The following is a 14,867-nucleotide window of genomic DNA, read 5'->3' as shown; positions in this document are numbered from 1 at the left end:
CTATTACTCTCCTAAATATCTTTCTATCGTTTGCTCAAAAGCAGCTTTTGGCTGAAGCCCAACTTTAACATCAACAGGTTCTCCGTTTACAAAAAGCATAACAGTTGGAATACCTCTAATACCATACTGCATGGCAAGCATAGGAAGGTCATCTGTATTAACCTTAAAAACTTTCACCTTCCCAGCGTATTGTTCTGAAAGCTCCTCTATTGTTGGTGCAAGCATTCTACATGGACCACACCACGGAGCCCAGAAATCCACAAGCACGGGAACATCAGAAGACAAAACTTCCCTTTCAAATTCTTCCACTGTTTGAATCTCTCTTGCCATCTTACTTTTCCTCCTCTTTAAGTATATTCAGTATTTTTACCACCCTTTCATCCTTAATCCTGTAACAGGTTCTAACTCCCTCTTTTTTGTAGCAGATAACCCCTGCATTTTTCAAAACATTTATGTGCTGAGAAGCTGTAGGTTGAGGTATATCAAGCTCCTCCCATATATCTTTCACACACTTCTCACCCTCAGCAAGATACTCAACTATTTGAAGCCTTGTAGGATGTGAAAGAGCTTTCATAATTTCACTAATCTTCTGATAATCCATCTCTCTCTCCAATTTTACACTCCTTTCTCTTTAACTTTGTTAGCTTCTTTCATCACATCATTAATATATGATTATTCCAGCATAACTGACAACCTCTTTGTAATTATTTGTAACATCTCCAGAGGTTCTATACATTACAAGCTCTGCATTTTCAGCTCCTAAAAGTTTTGCTGCTATAATACCAACTGTAGCCGGAATTACGCCACACATAGAAATGTTATACGTGACTACCCTCTCATAAAGCTCGTAAGGGTTAAGATTTAAAATCGCGTCAATCGCCAGCGAATCAAGTTCCTTAGCCTTATCTGCAGGAACATAATGAGAAAAATCTGTACTTATCACAATAAGACCATCCTCATCAGCAATGGCATTGGCAAGCACTTTACCTGCCTGTTCACAAACAGTATAGTCTAAAAAGCTAAAAACAACAGGAACTATTGACAGAGATTCTCTAAAACCTGAACAATATTGAAGGAAAGGCACCTGAACTTCAAGAGAATGCTCATATATGTGAGCGTTCACATCCGGCTCATAAGGGGGATACGAAACAAGCCTGGATACAATCTCCGAATTAACAGGCACTTCGCCAAAAGGCGTAACCCAGACTCCATCTGGGAAAACAGACACTTTTTTCCCAAGACCTGTATGGTTTGGACCTATAATAATGTTATTATCAGGTATTTCAACTCTGCTGTATGTAGCACCTGCAACCTTACCAGAATAGATATATCCAGCATGTGGAACAATAACAGCCTTAGCTTTTACCTTCGGTGCCGGCTCGCACATAGAATCCAACATAAGTTTTAAATCTTCTGGTAACGCAGGATAAAACTGACCTGCCACCGCTGGATAACGTACCATTACTTCCCCCTTTAAAATAAAGTTGTTAATTTAATCTGCATTATTAAATATAACCCTGAAATCTGAGGGTGTTTGAAAATTGCCAAAATCAAGAAAAAAGCCTATCCTCTCCGGTATGAAAGCGAAAAGACTAAATTTCCACAAAGTACTCAACCTATCAAAAACATACATGAACCGGAGAGGACAGGCTGTACTGGTATATTTATATCCTTTTAGAACCAAAAGAGGAAGACCCAAGAAATACCCTGACGAGATAATTCTTACCCTTCTTTTCCTCCAAGTAGCCTGGAACCTATCATTCAGAGACCTTGAATATTTGGCAGTTCAGATATTTGGAAGAGAGAATATTCCTGATTTTTCAACCTATTATTACCGACTCAAGCAACTACCTTCCATTCTCCTTATAGATTTTCTGAACTTTGTTTCCCGAAGACTCTTAGGGAAGTATCATAAGGAACTAAGATTTCTGATAATAGATGGAACTGGTTTCAAATACAATGAGATTTATCCATTGAAAATTCTAAGAGGCAAAGAGATAAAGGAGGTAAAAAGCCACGTTAAAGTTGTTGTATTAAGCGTTCATCTAAAAGATGGAAAAAGGTTCATTCTTACTGCATTACCTGGAAAGAGTTACGCTTCGGAAGTGAAACTTGGAGAGAAAATAGTTAGGTGGTTAAACGAAAGGGGATTTATATGGAGAGCTTTGAAAGGAAAGCCATTTTTAGGAGACAAAGCTTATGACAGCATTAAGTTTATTGAGCTTGTTCTGTTAGCAGGCTTAAAACCTTACATAAAGATGAAAGAAACATTAAGGAAGGGAATTAAATCTGAGATTAGGCTTAAATGCAAAAAGCTTTTAGAATCTGATGAAATTTACAGGTTTAGAGGACTGATAGAGAGTATTTTTTGAGAAGTTAAGCAGGATGTTGGTAGTTACGAGAGAACAAAGAGCTTTCATATAGCTCAACTGTTTGTTTTAGCTAAGTTTATCCTCTTTAACATGGGAGTTTTGTTCTTTGTCTGGATGATTTTTCAAACACTTTCCCCTGAAATCTCAATTTTGCTTGATTTATAAGGTATAATTATTTGTTCAGATTTAGTCAGGAGAATCGTCAGTATGTTCAAATTCAAAACAAAAAATCTTCACTTTATAGGTATCGGCGGGATTGGAATATCAGGACTTGCATACCTTTTTAAGAAAGAGGGATATAACGTAACGGGCTCAGATATAAAAGAGAGCGATACAACAGAATTTCTAAAGAAGGAAAACATTAAAATTTATATAGGCCACCGAAAAGAAAATGTGGAAAACAGCGATGTTGTAATTCACACAACCGCCGCTAAAGAGACAAATCCTGAAATAGTTGCTGCAAAGGAGAAAGGTATTCCGGTAATTCCAAGATGTGACGCTCTTTCAGAACTGATGCGGTTTAAAGAAGGAATTTCTGTAGCTGGAACCCACGGAAAGACAACCACAAGCTCCATGATAGCAAAAGTTCTCTTTGACGCAGAACTTGACCCAACAATTCTTGTTGGAGGAAAACTTGATTTTTTAGAAGGTAAAAATGCACACTATGGAAAAAGCTCACTGATGGTAGCCGAAACAGATGAAAGCGACGGAACATTTTTAAAAATTCTTCCATCTATAAGTGTAATAACCAACATAGATAGCGACCATCTTGATTTCTACAAAACTCTTGAAAATATAAAATCTTCCTTCGTTGAATTTGCAAACAGAACCTCCTTTTACGGAAAGGTTTTCCTGTGTGGTGAATGCAAAAATGTGATGGAAATTCTTCCAAAAATCTACAAAAAAAAGGTAATTTACGGTTTTAATCCGGAATTTGAGTTTTCTGCAAAAAATATAAAATCGGTAAACGGAAAAACCAAAGCCGAAATACTTTACAAAGGGAAAACACTTGGAACACTAACCCTTACCATCCCCGGTAAGCACAATATACTTAACGCTCTTGCCGCCGTAGCCCTTGGACTTGAAGCAGGAATTCCTTTTGAAAAAATAACCTGTTCACTTGAAAACTTTAAAAATGCAAAGAGAAGAATGGAGCTTAAAGGCTGCTGTAACAATATTCTTATATTTGATGATTACGGACATCATCCCACAGAAATAGAAGCAACCTATCAGGGATTAAAGGAAACATTTCCCGAGAGAAAAATATATGTGGTATTCCAGCCTCACAGATACACCCGAACAAAAGCACTCTGGAAAGAGTTTATAAAAACTCTTAAGAAAATAGACAACCTTACAATCACAGCCATCTACTCTGCAGGAGAAGAACCTATAGAAGGTATCTGCGGAGAGATGCTCGCAAAATTAAGCGGTGCAGAGTATGGAAAAAACTTTGAGGAGATAGAATCCCGACTACTCAAAAAGCTAAAGCCAGGAGACATAGTTTTAACAATGGGAGCCGGAAACATATATAAACTTGGAGAAAAAATTCTCTCTAAACTTCAAACTGCAGAATCAAAAACCCTGTAATAAAGTTTTGTAACAGCAACATAGGAAACAGGAATTGTAATAATAAACCCAAGCCCCAGTGGAATTGCTCCTATTATATTCACAATAACAATCACAAGGATAAAAAGAAAATACTGCAACCAATTTTTATGCACCGTTTTTCTACTTGTCTCAAGAGCCTCCCACGGAGACAAACCTTTATCAATCATAAGAAAAGAAGAAAACATATATCCTACTGAAAGATAAATTCCCGGAATAACAAGAAGTAGAAAACCTATAGCGATAAGTATATTTTTTAAAATAGACATCACAACGTAATTTACTCCAAGTCCCATATTCTCAAAAAGAGCGAAAACATCCATTATTTCCGGTTTTCCCCTTTTACAAACCTCAAAACGGCATAGGTAAATCCGCCGCCCAAAAGAATGGAAAATATGGTTGAAATGGTCCACCCTATAAGACCAAGACGAACTGCATAAAGAATCTCAGCAAGTACCTGAACAGCAATCATCGTTATCCCGTAAATGGAAGCTACCGTATAAAAAGGCTTCCAGTTTCCTTTCAAGTCCTGCCACGACTCTTTCAAAAGCTCTACAGCATTGATGTTCATAGTTTTCCTCCTCCTTTTAAGATTTTTATTCCGCAGGATTTTACCATTAAAATGCAAAGAGATTTTAAAAACGACTATCATTTACACCATTTTGTCTATTTCGCATTAAATTTACTCACAACATAAGGAGAAAAAGATGGTTCAGGATAAATTAAATTTATGCATAAAAGTCCTTGGAAAGTATATAAAAGGTAAAGAAACTGTAATCAGAACGGCCTTTTTAACAATCCTTTCGGAAGGGCATCTTTTAGTTGAAGATATTCCCGGCGTTGGAAAAACAACTCTTGCCCTTGGAATAGCAAAAATTTTAAATTTATCATTTGGAAGAATTCAGTGCACTTCAGACCTTATGCCATCAGATATAACAGGCGTTTCCATATTTAATCAAAAAACAAAAGAGTTTGAGTTTAAAAAGGGACCTGTGTTCAACAATATAGTTCTGATAGATGAGATAAACCGTGCAATGCCAAAAACCCAGAGTGCACTTCTTGAAGCTATGGAAGAACGGCAGGTTACAGTTGACGGTAAAACCTACAAACTTCCAGAGCCATTTTTTGTCATAGCCACCCAGAATCCCCTTGAACAGATAGGTGCATTTCCCCTTCCTGAATCACAACTTGACCGCTTCACAGCAAAAACAGCCATAGGATACCCTGACAGGGAATCTGAAATAGCGATAGTTATAGGTAAAGATACCCGGGAAGAGATAGAAACCCTTTCTCCCATCCTTTCAAAGGAAGAGCTTTTAGAAGGAGTGAAAAAAACAAAAGCTATATATATGTCTGAAAAAATCGGGAAATATATCGTTGATATAGGGTGGAAAACAAGAAACAGTAAATTTCTTGAATCTGGACTTTCTGTAAGAGGAACCTTAACCCTTGGAAAAATGGCAAGGGCAAACGCATTTTTAAAAGGAAGAGATTATGTTATTCCTGAAGATGTTTTAGAGGTTGCTCTTTACGTTATTCCCCACAGGGTAGTGCCAAAAGAGGAATACAGTTCCATTCCCAGAGAGGAGGTAATAAAATCAATACTTTCAGAAGTAGAACCTCCCGTTTAAAAGTTACACTGACAGGCTGGTTCTTCATAGCAATAACCATTTTTCTTGGTATCGCAGCGGTAAATACCGGTAATAATCTGCTATACATAATAGTTTCTTTTCTTCTTACAATTCTTGGGATTTCTGGAACAGCAGGGAGAAAAAATATGTCAAAGCTTTCACTAAAAATTGAACCTATAACAGAAGTGTTTGCGAAAAGACCAACACTTTTTAAGCTAACAGTAAAAAACGAAAAAAAGTTTTTCCCATCTTTCCTTATAAAAACTGAAATAGGTCAGAGCACCGCTCTGATACCTGTAGTAGATAATAAAAGTGAAAGCAGTACATTTACAGAACTGACTTTTCCTGAAAGAGGAAGATTACAAGAGATAAAAGCCAGAATTGTTTCTCCATTTCCCTTCGGATTTTTCTACATTGAAAAAGAAACGGTTATAAACGCCGACTTTATCGTATATCCTACACCGCTAAAAACCGAATATCCAAAAAGTGAAGAAGGAAAAAAAGGCGATGAAAAAAAAGCAATCGGAAGCGGCAGAGAGGAGATAAAAAAAATAAGAGAATACGTTTCTGGTGATGAAATAAAGAACATTCACTGGAAAGTTTCGGCAAGAAAAGGAACCCTGTTCACAAAAGAGTTTGAAGGGAAAAACACAGCTAAACCATTAATAATTGAACTTGAAAAACTCACAGGCACTCTTGAAGAGAAGCTGTCAAAAGCAACCTATCTTGCAATAAAAAACAGCAGAACAAAAGGAGTTGGACTAAAAAGCGGTAATGTTTTAATAAAACCTGACAAAAACCCCATAACCCTTAAAAAAATCCTTAAATACCTTGCTCTTTACAAAAAAGAGGAAGCAGAATGAGAAAAATACCTGTTCGCATTATCGTATTTATCCTATCAGTTGTAGCATCCATAATAGGAAGTGCAACTATTTTACCTTTTATAAACCCAATCTTATCTGCTATCTTCATCCTTTCACTAATTGCAGCAGTATATCAGGAAAAAACTGGAAAACAGTTTGAAAACAGAACCGTTTTAAACATAGTATCTATTCTTGGATCCGTGTTTTTTCTTTCAAAACTATCACTAAATAACCTTATAACCCCTATTGCAGAAACACTCACATTTCTTCTATCGGTAAAACTGATTGAAAAGAAAGATGTAAGGGATTTCTACCAGATATTTGCCCTTTCTCTCTTCCTCTTTACAGCATCTTCAATATTTCTTTTAAACATAAAATTTCTCTTTCTGTTCATCCTTGAAGCTATAATCATCATAACAGGCACAGTGCTTTTAACATTTCTAAAAGAGAACAGAAAACTCAAACTCTCAACAAAAGAACTTACAAAAATACTGAGTTTCAGCATCATATTTATAACCGTAGCTATCCCCCTTACCATCTTCTTTTTTATAATACTTCCCAGAACTCAGGCTCCACTCTTTAACCTTATACCCCAACAGAAAAGAGTTATCACAGGATTTTCAAACAGCATAAACCTCGGTGGTGTCAGTGAAATTCAAGAATCAAATACCATTTTTATGAGAGTTTCCGTAAAAAAACTTGAAAAACCGCCTTATTTTAGAAGTATTACCTTTGAAAAATTCTTTAAAAACCGCTGGATACACATTAAAACAGAAAGAAAAAAAATAACCATTAAAGGAGAAAAAATATATCAAACCGTAATTCTTGAACCTTACGGTGATAAATACCTGCCGCTCATCAACATACCCTACCAGATTTCACAGATAAAAGCAAAACGGGAAGGAAGCTTCTTCGTATATCCAAAACCTGTAACAAAAAGAGTCCGATACACGGGAGTATCTGTATTAACAAATGAAATAGAAGAACCTTTAACAGAAAAAGAGAAAAAACTTTATCTTTCCCTACCGCCAATGCCTGAAATTGAAAAATTTGTTAAAGAAAGATTTAAAAACACCCCTGAAAATCAACTACCCCAAGAAATTCTTAAACTTTTTCAAAAAGAGTATAGGTACACTCTTAAAGGATTACCTGTTTCCCTTAAGGATTTCCTTTTAAATGTGAAAAAGGGAAACTGTGAATACTTTGCAAGTGCCGCCGCGGTAATTTTCAGACTAAAGGGAATCCCTGCCCGGCTTGTAGGAGGATTTTATTCAGGAGAGTATAACCCTTACGGAAACTACTATCTGATAATGGGCAAAAACGCTCATGTATGGGTTGAGTATTACAGAAACGGAAAGTGGCATCACTTTGAACCAACATTTGCAGCCGGACAGGAAACTATTCAGGGAACAGGAGAACAAACAGCACAGGCAGTAGCACAAAAAAAGAAAAGTTTAAAAGAGAAATTGTTCCTCCTTATGGATACACTAAACTACTATTTCATAAGCACCGTTATAAACTACGATTTCACAACCCAGATAAAAACGTTCTCAAAACTTAGAACCAGCTTTTCCACATTTAAGAAACTGCCAGACCTAAACGTTAAAAGCCTGCTCTCAAAAGAGGAAACCATTTACACTGCAACACTTCTTCTACTTTTTGTTACACTGATAATCCTTATGAAAAACAGAAAAACGGTTGTGGAAGAGTTTTATGAAACTTTAGAAAAGAAAGGCTACGTAAGACAAGGAAACGAACCCCTTGAAACTTTTGTAAAAAGAATTGATGATAAAAATTTAAGAGAAAAAGCGTTAGAGTTTGTTAGAATCTATCAGGAAAGTTTTTACAGGGATGAACCTATCTGCTGTAAAACCCTTGAAAACCTGAGAAATATAATAAAGGAGATAAAAAAGGGAGGAGAAGATGGACCAGCTTCTTAAAAGCATGGATTTTGATTTCTGGGCAAGCGGAGAAAGCAAAATCTCCGCCGAAAAGTTTTTTCCAATGTGGAAAGAAGGAAAAGCGATAATGATTGATGTAAGAGACGAAAAGGAAACCGCTCTCATTCCACTTGGAAAGTTCGGAATAAACATCCCTATCAATCAACTTCCTGATAGGTTAAGTGAGCTACCAGAGGACAAACTTCTATGTCTCTTCTGTGCTGGAAAATTGAAGGCTGCAATGGCCTATATCTATCTTAAAAGTAAAGGATTTGATAACGTAAAAATCCTTGCAGCAACCCTTGAGGAGTTTGTAAGCTTTATTAAGCCAGGGAAAATAAAAAAAATGGGACTTGAGTAAGGGATAATCCCTTACTCCTTTATAAGACTATAAAGCAGTTTTATCTCTTCTGGCCAAAGTAGCGGTTCTATCGTTTCAAGAACCATAGGAATGTTATTAAACCGCTCATCATTCATTAAAAAGCGGAAAGGCTCAATTCCAAGATTACCTTTACCTATTGAGTGGTGACGGTCAACACGACTTCCAAGCTCAGATTTAGCATCGTTTAAATGAACCCCTTTAAGATACTTAAATCCAACAATCTCTTCAAATTCAGCCATCGTTTTCTCATAAGCTTCTCTTGTGCGAATATCATACCCTGCCGCAAAAAGATGACAGGTATCAAGACACACTCCTATACGACTTTTATCTTCAACCTTATCAATTATAAAAGCAAGATGCTCAAAGCGATAACCAACATTGCTGCCCTGGCCGGCTGTATTTTCTATAACAAGAGTAACTCCGTCTGTAACATCAAGAGTTCTGTTGATAGAATCAGCCACAATATTAAGACACTCTTCCTCAGAAACCATTTTAAGATGGCTACCTGGATGGAAGTTAAGATACTTTAAGCCAAGAAGCTCACACCTTCTAACCTCATCAATAAAAGCATCAAGCGATTTCTGCCTTTTTTCTTTATCAGGATGACCCAGGTTTATAAGATAGCTGTCGTGGGGAAGTATATATTCTATTGGAATACCGGATTCTTCAAGATTCAGATGGAACCTTTCAACCTCTTCAGGTGGAATCGGTTTTGCATACCATCTTCTTTGATTTTTAGTAAAAAGAGCAAAAGCCTTCGCTCCTATATTTTTTGCATTTAAGGGAGCGTTTGAAACTCCCCCTGCAGCACTAACATGAGCACCGATAAACTTCATCTAATTAACTCTCCAGATGGTAAATTTTTTTATAGAAAAAGAACAAACAGGTAACAGCAAAATAGATTAACATTATAGTTACAAGCTCTTCTAAATTACTAAAAGCAAGATAGACAAGTATTGTAGCCACAGTAATACACATTAGAATAAGTCCTAAAATAGCCACATCAATACGCGCTTTCGTTTTATCTTTCAATCTTATATTTGCAAGAGAAACCCCTATGGAAACAAGGAGAAAAGTTATACTTGAAAACTCAGCAATAACACTTAAAGTTCCTGCTGCTGTAAAAAGGATAGCAAAAAACGTCATAACTGCAAGTGCTATAAAAGGAACTCCCGCTCTATCTCTCTTACCAAGAAAAGGTGGCATTATTTTCTCTTCCGCCATCTCTGCCATCATCCTTGAAGCTCCAAAAAGAGTAGAATTAACGGCAGAACTTGTAGCCATCAGAGCAGCAAGGGATATTAAAACCTTACCAAAACTGCCAAGTATCGGTTCTGCAACAGCTGCAAGAGCATATTCTTTCGCTCTTATAAGCTGGTCATAAGAGAGAGCTCCAACAGCAACAACTGCAAGAGTAATGTAAATCAAACCTGTTATAAGAATTGAACCATAAATTCCCCGGGGAATATTTTTATCAGGATTATCCGTTTCTCTAACAGCATTTGTAATAAGCTGGAAACCTTCATAGGCAACAAAAATTACAGCCGCACCAAGGAAAACTGGAGAAACACCTTTGTTTAAAAAAGGAACAAACCTATCCTTATCAACATTTAAAAGCCCTATAAACGCAAAACCCGCCAGTATTGCTATCTTGGTATAAACAATAATGTCCTCAGTAAGCCCAGAAGTCCTTACCCCTTTAAGGTTTATAAAAAAGAAAAAGAGCAGCATTCCCACCGAAAGAACGATTCTTAAAAATAAAGAATCGGAAAGCCCAAAAAGGTCAGCTCCGTAAGCACCGAAAGTAAACGCATAAAGTGCAAGCGTCCCTACATATCCTATAATAACAATCCAGCCTTCAACAGCAGCTATAGAAGGCTTATCAGGAAAAGCTTTCTTAAGATAGGTGTAACTTGCTCCATCATCTCTGAAAGTAAGTGCCAACTTAACATAGTGATAACCAGCTGCAAGAGCTATAAGCATATCTATAAAGAAGGATAAAGGAGCACCATTTCCTGCAAAGCCAACAGCTACGCCAAGAACTGAGAATATCCCTCCACCTATCATTCCACCTACACCAATGGCGATTAACTCTTTTAACCCTAACTTTTCCTCTCTCACCATCATTAAACCTCTAACACTTTTTCGCCGGACAGATATGACGAAAATCACACCATCTGCAGTTTGTGGAAGAAGGAGAAGGAACAAGCTGTGAGAAACTTTTATCCGCCAGTTCCATTTCTATCATTTCAATTATTGGCAGAAGTTTAAGCTGAAAATGCTTTACATCAGTATCAGTAAAAATAATCCGTTGAACCGTCCCATAACGAACATTATGCACTTCAAGAGCAAGTTTTTTAAATTGAGGGAATTTTGCTTTAGCAAGAAGCGCATACCATCTAAGCTGAGTTTTCAGTTTGTTTGAAAACTCCCTGCTTCTGTTGGTTTTATGGTCAACAATATAGAGAGTATCGTCAAGGGCAAAAACAAAATCAAGCTTGCCCCTTATAAAGGCTTCCTCTCCGTTAAAATCTATCGGTTCAAACCGCCTATTTATACATAAATCAACTTCTGAAAAGAAAAACTTTATTTTTTCTATCCTTCTTATCTGGCTATTAACATAGTTCAGGATATTGGGGAAAAACGGTTTTAGCTTCTCATAAGAAATTCCCGGTTCAAATTTTCTGAACTTCTCAAAAAAGTAGTTTAAAATCTCAAAATTTAACGGTCTGCACCTTTTAAAAGCAGTTTCTATAGCATTTTCAAGAATAAAATGAACGCCACTTCCAAGAACAAAGAAGTCAGCTCGCTCTGCCGGCTCTTTTTTATCCACGTAACTCCAGTAAAAATCGTAAGCACACTTTTTGGCTTTCTGAACTTTGGAGAAAGACCACGGCCTTAGATGAGATAAATCTATTATTTTTTCACTTTCTATCTTTTTCATAAAAGCAATTTTACCACTATTTGCTACTGCTGTTCTTATTATTCTTTATCTCTATCATAATACTAACAATTTCTTTTACCTTTTCAGGAGAAACATAGTTCATAATCTGGCCAGCATAACGCTCTTTCATATTCAAAAAGATATAAGCTGCCTCTGTCATATTATCCATCGCAGAAATTTTCTGACCGGCAAGTTCTGGATCCATTTTTGAAAATATTTTTGCAAGCTTTTTATACCTTTCATTTTGAACAGCTTTTATCTCCTCTTCAAAAGCTTTCCTCTCCTGTGCAAGTTTTTTACGTTCCTCAACTATCTTTTTTAAAATTTGCTCTTTCTTAGCTATAAGTTTGTTTATTTCTTCCCTCAATGTCAAAAGTCGCTGAAGTTCCTTTTTAATTTCCGATTTTTCCACTTCCTGAGCAGCAGAAAAGTTAGGCATTCCAGCTACTATCATCACCATCAGCATAAACCCGGCTAAAAACCTCATCTGCAAGTCTCCCTTCCTGAACAAGCTGATTTATTAGTTCATTTCTCTTCTTCTTTTCCAAAAACTTCTCAACAGCTTTTTTCTCTCCATTTAACCTTGCAAGTTTCTGCTTTTGAATCTGAATTTTATGCAGTAATTGCTTTTTCTCTACATTTTTCTTCTCTATCTCTTCAAGAATAAAGTTACAATAATTAAGAAGTAGAGAAATTTCCATACCATTCTTAACTCTGGTAAGCTGCTGCTTCTTCACAGAATACTCTTTTCTCAAACTCTCAATTTTTGTTTCAACCTCATCAAGCTCAGAAAGAAACTCTTTAAGGATAAATTCCTCTTTCTTTATTTGATACTCTGTATGCTTCAGAAATAAGTGGAGTGCCTTCATTCTCTACTTCTCACATAAAGTTCAGCAAGTCTTTTCTGCTCTTTCTTAACAAATTTATAAATGAACTGCTGATCAGATTCCTTAACATCCCTAAATTCCACCCCAACACACAACATCTTTTCCTTTAAATCTTCATTAACAACTACCCCATTTAAAGAAAATGGCCTCCCTTCAAGGAAGAACTCAAGCTTTACTTCAGATAAAACAGATATTTGAGGTCTTTCATCACCATAAGGGAAGCAGATCCTTGCACCACCCATACTTATATCTTTTAATCTTCCTTCATACCAATTCCAACCATTTTCAGTTAAAACGCCTAATTTACAAAGAATGTCCACTTCAACTCTCGCATAATTTCTTCTCTGATAACGAACAAGATTAAATGTATGAGGAAGCTTAATCATAAGTCTGTCTTTTTCTTCATAAACCTCTTCAACCGGAACTGAAAACTTATAGATGGCATCCCCTTTTCTCAAAAAAGTAACCGTTATCTTATCCCCTTTTTTAATCCTATTCTTAGGAAAAGAATCAACAAAAGCCCAATACATATACCTTTCATCTTTATCAAAAAGAACTATTTCAGCCAAATATCCCTCTTCAATTTCTACTTTAGCCGGCTGGAATAGCTCTATGTCCTTGGTTGATACAAGAGGTGCAAAATAGGGAACGACATCAAAGCCGAGCTTTTCTCTCATCTGAGAAACAATATTTTCATCAGCAGAAGGATCCTCCTTTAAATACAGGTCAACAACTTTTTCAAAAGCTGCTTTAAACTCCAGAGTTAAAAAGGGATCTCTACCTTCTTTCAAAGAGTACTGCCATAAAATTTCTGCTTCCCTTTCAGTCAAGCCATGCTCGAAAGCCTCTTTCATAAAAGAAAGTTTGTATTTTCTCTTATGATATAGGCTCCTGAAAAAAGCTACAGTAAAAATAAAAAGTACCGCTATAAATATCAGCAAAAAGAAAAGAACAATATAAGAAGTTGATGCCACCGGAAATTTTAAATACTCAAGATATTTCATGTTCTCCTCTAAAGAGAAATAAAGTGTAATTACGCCAATTATTGTATCAAAAATAAAACCTAACAACACAAAACAGTAAAAGTAAATCAGAGGGAGAAAGAAGGAAATGTTAAAATAATGTAAAAAATTAGAGGTAAAAAGATGGAGCAAAATAGTAAAGAACTGATAAAAGAGATACTACTCACAAACGACCGATTCCTCAAAGGAAAAAGCAGGGATTTTTTTAAAGAACATATAAATTCTCAAGCTCCAAAGATTACACTCGTTACCTGTTCAGATTCAAGAGTACAAACAGAAATTTTTACAGAAGATGCAATAAATAAAGTCTTCATTATAAGAAACATTGGAAATCAAATAGAAAACAATTTAGGCTCTGTAGATTACGGCGTTCTACATCTAAAAACACCAATTCTTTTTATCCTTGGCCATACAAACTGTGGAGCTATAAAAACATTTATATCAGGATATGAAAATGAAAATCATAGTATAAGATATGAACTTGACCACCTTCACATTCCTCTAAAGGAAATAACAAAAAATAAAGGAGATATTCAGAAAGCGATAGAAGAAAACATTCACTGGCAAGTTGGAATAGCTGTAAAAAGATATAAAACTTTAATAGAAAACAAAGAATTGAGCGTCTTAGGAGGCATCTACGACTTTGGGAATTATTATAATAAAGGATTCGGAAGAATAGTTATAATTAATATTAACGGAGAAAAAGAGAGAGAATCAATAAAAGAAAACTTAACAAAGCAAGATATTCCCGCTGAGCTATTAGAAAAAATAACAATTTAAATTATATTAAGGGGGGAATTCCCACTTTTTCCAAGAGTCTTCTATTAAAAATTCTAAGAAAAGAGTCTCTTACAGCTTTTATACCAAATAAGATAATTTTCAGCAGCTTTTATTAAATCTTTTTTAGCAAATCTAAGCTCTTTCTTAAATCTTCTTCTTTCTCTTTTGGTACCGTTGAAGGCAAGAATCTTTGGAGTTTCTGTAAACTTATTTTTGACTGTTTCAAATATTGATTTTAAAGAACCTTGAATTTTTACTGTTTCCTCGCCAGCTTTTACCCACAATTCCATTTTCACCTCCTCCTTTCAAGAAAAGGTTATGGAATATGGTTCTTTTTTCAGAAATAAAAAAAGCCTGGCACCGCCCTACTTTCCCACCCCGTCTCCAGGGCAGTATCATCGGCGCTGGCGGGCTTAACTTCCGTGTTCGGAATGGGAACGG

Annotated in this window: 18 protein-coding genes, 1 rRNA gene and 1 pseudogene; 7 read left to right on the top strand and 13 right to left on the bottom strand. The window is 36.0% G+C overall.

Annotated features, from left to right (window positions below; all coding sequences use genetic code 11):
• Positions 1 to 3 precede the first annotated feature (3 nt).
• Genes trxA through amrB form a run of 3 tightly spaced genes read right to left on the bottom strand, consistent with a single transcriptional unit; the run spans position 4 to position 1,462 of the window.
• A complete protein-coding gene (trxA, locus tag CHB58_RS07800) occupies positions 4 to 330 on the bottom strand; it encodes a thioredoxin (RefSeq protein WP_089323546.1) in 327 nt (108 codons plus the stop codon).
• A gap of 1 nt (position 331) precedes the next feature.
• Complete coding sequence (locus CHB58_RS07795) at positions 332 to 601, bottom strand: ArsR/SmtB family transcription factor (RefSeq protein ID WP_089323579.1); 270 nt, start codon at positions 599 to 601, stop codon at positions 332 to 334.
• Positions 602 to 661: 60 nt separating this feature from the next.
• Positions 662 to 1,462 (bottom strand): AmmeMemoRadiSam system protein B, encoded by an 801-nt coding sequence (gene amrB, locus CHB58_RS07790; RefSeq protein ID WP_089323545.1) that lies wholly within the window; start codon positions 1,460 to 1,462, stop codon positions 662 to 664.
• A 79-nt stretch (positions 1,463 to 1,541) separates the two neighbouring features.
• On the opposite strand from amrB, the pseudogene CHB58_RS07785 reads away from it, so the two are divergent.
• Both CHB58_RS07785 and murC read left to right on the top strand, forming a co-directional pair.
• Positions 1,542 to 2,537 (top strand): annotated as a pseudogene (locus CHB58_RS07785) (IS5 family transposase).
• A 42-nt stretch (positions 2,538 to 2,579) separates the two neighbouring features.
• Positions 2,580 to 3,959, top strand: a complete 1,380-nt coding sequence (murC, locus tag CHB58_RS07780) for a UDP-N-acetylmuramate--L-alanine ligase (protein WP_089323544.1) — start codon at positions 2,580 to 2,582, stop codon at positions 3,957 to 3,959.
• On the opposite strand, the gene CHB58_RS07775 is transcribed toward murC, so the two are convergent.
• Both CHB58_RS07775 and CHB58_RS07770 read right to left on the bottom strand, forming a co-directional pair.
• A complete protein-coding gene (locus CHB58_RS07775; RefSeq protein ID WP_089323543.1) occupies positions 3,932 to 4,300 on the bottom strand; it encodes a hypothetical protein in 369 nt (122 codons plus the stop codon). The genes murC and CHB58_RS07775 overlap by 28 nt on opposite strands.
• Positions 4,300 to 4,548 carry a hypothetical protein gene (locus CHB58_RS07770; protein ID WP_089323542.1) on the bottom strand — a complete coding sequence of 83 codons (249 nt, stop codon included), beginning with the start codon at positions 4,546 to 4,548 and terminating at the stop codon, positions 4,300 to 4,302. The genes CHB58_RS07775 and CHB58_RS07770 overlap by 1 nt, the downstream gene beginning before the upstream one ends.
• A gap of 136 nt (positions 4,549 to 4,684) precedes the next feature.
• Between CHB58_RS07770 and CHB58_RS07765 the strand changes: the two genes are divergently transcribed.
• From CHB58_RS07765 to CHB58_RS07750, 4 genes are all read left to right on the top strand, one after another.
• Positions 4,685 to 5,608: an AAA family ATPase gene (locus CHB58_RS07765; protein WP_089323541.1), complete on the top strand. Its 924-nt coding sequence runs from the start codon at positions 4,685 to 4,687 to the stop codon at positions 5,606 to 5,608.
• Positions 5,609 to 5,754: 146 nt separating this feature from the next.
• Positions 5,755 to 6,471 carry a DUF58 domain-containing protein gene (locus CHB58_RS07760; RefSeq protein WP_089323540.1) on the top strand — a complete coding sequence of 239 codons (717 nt, stop codon included), beginning with the start codon at positions 5,755 to 5,757 and terminating at the stop codon, positions 6,469 to 6,471.
• The gene (locus tag CHB58_RS07755) at positions 6,468 to 8,411 is read left to right on the top strand and encodes a transglutaminase TgpA family protein (protein ID WP_089323539.1); all 1,944 of its coding nucleotides are present in this window, start codon (positions 6,468 to 6,470) and stop codon (positions 8,409 to 8,411) included. The genes CHB58_RS07760 and CHB58_RS07755 overlap by 4 nt, the downstream gene beginning before the upstream one ends.
• Positions 8,395 to 8,772: a rhodanese-like domain-containing protein gene (locus CHB58_RS07750; protein ID WP_089323538.1), complete on the top strand. Its 378-nt coding sequence runs from the start codon at positions 8,395 to 8,397 to the stop codon at positions 8,770 to 8,772. Before CHB58_RS07755 ends, CHB58_RS07750 begins: the two co-directional genes overlap by 17 nt.
• 11 nt (positions 8,773 to 8,783) lie before the next feature.
• Here CHB58_RS07750 and nfo read toward each other — a convergent pair whose 3' ends face one another.
• The 6 genes from nfo to CHB58_RS07720 are packed head-to-tail and all read right to left on the bottom strand — an operon-like array spanning position 8,784 to position 13,628.
• Positions 8,784 to 9,629, bottom strand: coding sequence for a deoxyribonuclease IV (gene nfo, locus CHB58_RS07745; protein ID WP_089323537.1), 846 nt, complete (start codon positions 9,627 to 9,629; stop codon positions 8,784 to 8,786).
• Positions 9,630 to 9,633: 4 nt separating this feature from the next.
• Positions 9,634 to 10,920: an APC family permease gene (locus CHB58_RS07740; RefSeq protein WP_089323536.1), complete on the bottom strand. Its 1,287-nt coding sequence runs from the start codon at positions 10,918 to 10,920 to the stop codon at positions 9,634 to 9,636.
• Positions 10,921 to 10,927: 7 nt separating this feature from the next.
• Positions 10,928 to 11,737: a RecB family exonuclease gene (locus tag CHB58_RS07735; RefSeq protein WP_089323535.1), complete on the bottom strand. Its 810-nt coding sequence runs from the start codon at positions 11,735 to 11,737 to the stop codon at positions 10,928 to 10,930.
• A 16-nt stretch (positions 11,738 to 11,753) separates the two neighbouring features.
• Positions 11,754 to 12,224 carry a MotE family protein gene (locus CHB58_RS07730; protein WP_245807369.1) on the bottom strand — a complete coding sequence of 157 codons (471 nt, stop codon included), beginning with the start codon at positions 12,222 to 12,224 and terminating at the stop codon, positions 11,754 to 11,756.
• Positions 12,169 to 12,606, bottom strand: a complete 438-nt coding sequence (locus tag CHB58_RS07725; RefSeq protein ID WP_089323533.1) for a flagellar export protein FliJ — start codon at positions 12,604 to 12,606, stop codon at positions 12,169 to 12,171. Before CHB58_RS07725 ends, CHB58_RS07730 begins: the two co-directional genes overlap by 56 nt.
• Positions 12,603 to 13,628, bottom strand: coding sequence for a flagellar brake protein (locus tag CHB58_RS07720; protein ID WP_089323532.1), 1,026 nt, complete (start codon positions 13,626 to 13,628; stop codon positions 12,603 to 12,605). The genes CHB58_RS07725 and CHB58_RS07720 overlap by 4 nt, the downstream gene beginning before the upstream one ends.
• 141 nt (positions 13,629 to 13,769) lie before the next feature.
• Here CHB58_RS07720 and CHB58_RS07715 point away from each other — a divergent pair, with 141 nt between their 5' ends.
• Entirely contained in the window at positions 13,770 to 14,426 is a 657-nt protein-coding gene (locus CHB58_RS07715; RefSeq protein ID WP_089323531.1) for a carbonic anhydrase, read from the top strand.
• 53 nt (positions 14,427 to 14,479) lie between these two features.
• Here CHB58_RS07715 and CHB58_RS07710 read toward each other — a convergent pair whose 3' ends face one another.
• Both CHB58_RS07710 and rrf read right to left on the bottom strand, forming a co-directional pair.
• Positions 14,480 to 14,716 (bottom strand): hypothetical protein, encoded by a 237-nt coding sequence (locus CHB58_RS07710; protein WP_089323530.1) that lies wholly within the window; start codon positions 14,714 to 14,716, stop codon positions 14,480 to 14,482.
• 62 nt (positions 14,717 to 14,778) lie between these two features.
• Positions 14,779 to 14,867 (bottom strand): 5S ribosomal RNA (gene rrf, locus CHB58_RS07705); the annotation flags it as partial.

Source organism: Desulfurobacterium atlanticum, assembly GCF_900188395.1.
Taxonomy (GTDB): Bacteria; Aquificota; Aquificia; order Desulfurobacteriales; family Desulfurobacteriaceae; genus Desulfurobacterium_A; species Desulfurobacterium_A atlanticum.
The sequence above is the reverse complement of the archived record's forward strand: the minus strand, read 5'-3'. Positions and strand labels throughout refer to the sequence as shown.

Bases quoted from the DNA above. Each gene is read 5' to 3' on its own strand.
- murC (WP_089323544.1), top strand. From the start codon at position 2,580: ATGTTCAAATTCAAAACAAAAAATCTTCACTTTATAGGTATCGGCGGG.
- CHB58_RS07740 (WP_089323536.1), bottom strand. From the start codon at position 10,920: ATGATGGTGAGAGAGGAAAAGTTAGGGTTAAAAGAGTTAATCGCCATT.
- CHB58_RS07730 (WP_245807369.1), bottom strand. From the start codon at position 12,224: ATGAGGTTTTTAGCCGGGTTTATGCTGATGGTGATGATAGTAGCTGGA.
- CHB58_RS07710 (WP_089323530.1), bottom strand. From the start codon at position 14,716: ATGGAATTGTGGGTAAAAGCTGGCGAGGAAACAGTAAAAATTCAAGGT.
- CHB58_RS07720 (WP_089323532.1), bottom strand. From the start codon at position 13,628: ATGAAATATCTTGAGTATTTAAAATTTCCGGTGGCATCAACTTCTTAT.
- CHB58_RS07715 (WP_089323531.1), top strand. From the start codon at position 13,770: ATGGAGCAAAATAGTAAAGAACTGATAAAAGAGATACTACTCACAAAC.
- CHB58_RS07795 (WP_089323579.1), bottom strand. From the start codon at position 601: ATGGATTATCAGAAGATTAGTGAAATTATGAAAGCTCTTTCACATCCT.
- CHB58_RS07735 (WP_089323535.1), bottom strand. From the start codon at position 11,737: ATGAAAAAGATAGAAAGTGAAAAAATAATAGATTTATCTCATCTAAGG.
- CHB58_RS07755 (WP_089323539.1), top strand. From the start codon at position 6,468: ATGAGAAAAATACCTGTTCGCATTATCGTATTTATCCTATCAGTTGTA.
- CHB58_RS07770 (WP_089323542.1), bottom strand. From the start codon at position 4,548: ATGAACATCAATGCTGTAGAGCTTTTGAAAGAGTCGTGGCAGGACTTG.
- trxA (WP_089323546.1), bottom strand. From the start codon at position 330: ATGGCAAGAGAGATTCAAACAGTGGAAGAATTTGAAAGGGAAGTTTTG.
- CHB58_RS07775 (WP_089323543.1), bottom strand. From the start codon at position 4,300: ATGGATGTTTTCGCTCTTTTTGAGAATATGGGACTTGGAGTAAATTAC.
- CHB58_RS07750 (WP_089323538.1), top strand. From the start codon at position 8,395: ATGGACCAGCTTCTTAAAAGCATGGATTTTGATTTCTGGGCAAGCGGA.
- CHB58_RS07760 (WP_089323540.1), top strand. From the start codon at position 5,755: ATGTCAAAGCTTTCACTAAAAATTGAACCTATAACAGAAGTGTTTGCG.
- CHB58_RS07765 (WP_089323541.1), top strand. From the start codon at position 4,685: ATGGTTCAGGATAAATTAAATTTATGCATAAAAGTCCTTGGAAAGTAT.
- amrB (WP_089323545.1), bottom strand. From the start codon at position 1,462: ATGGTACGTTATCCAGCGGTGGCAGGTCAGTTTTATCCTGCGTTACCA.
- CHB58_RS07725 (WP_089323533.1), bottom strand. From the start codon at position 12,606: ATGAAGGCACTCCACTTATTTCTGAAGCATACAGAGTATCAAATAAAG.
- nfo (WP_089323537.1), bottom strand. From the start codon at position 9,629: ATGAAGTTTATCGGTGCTCATGTTAGTGCTGCAGGGGGAGTTTCAAAC.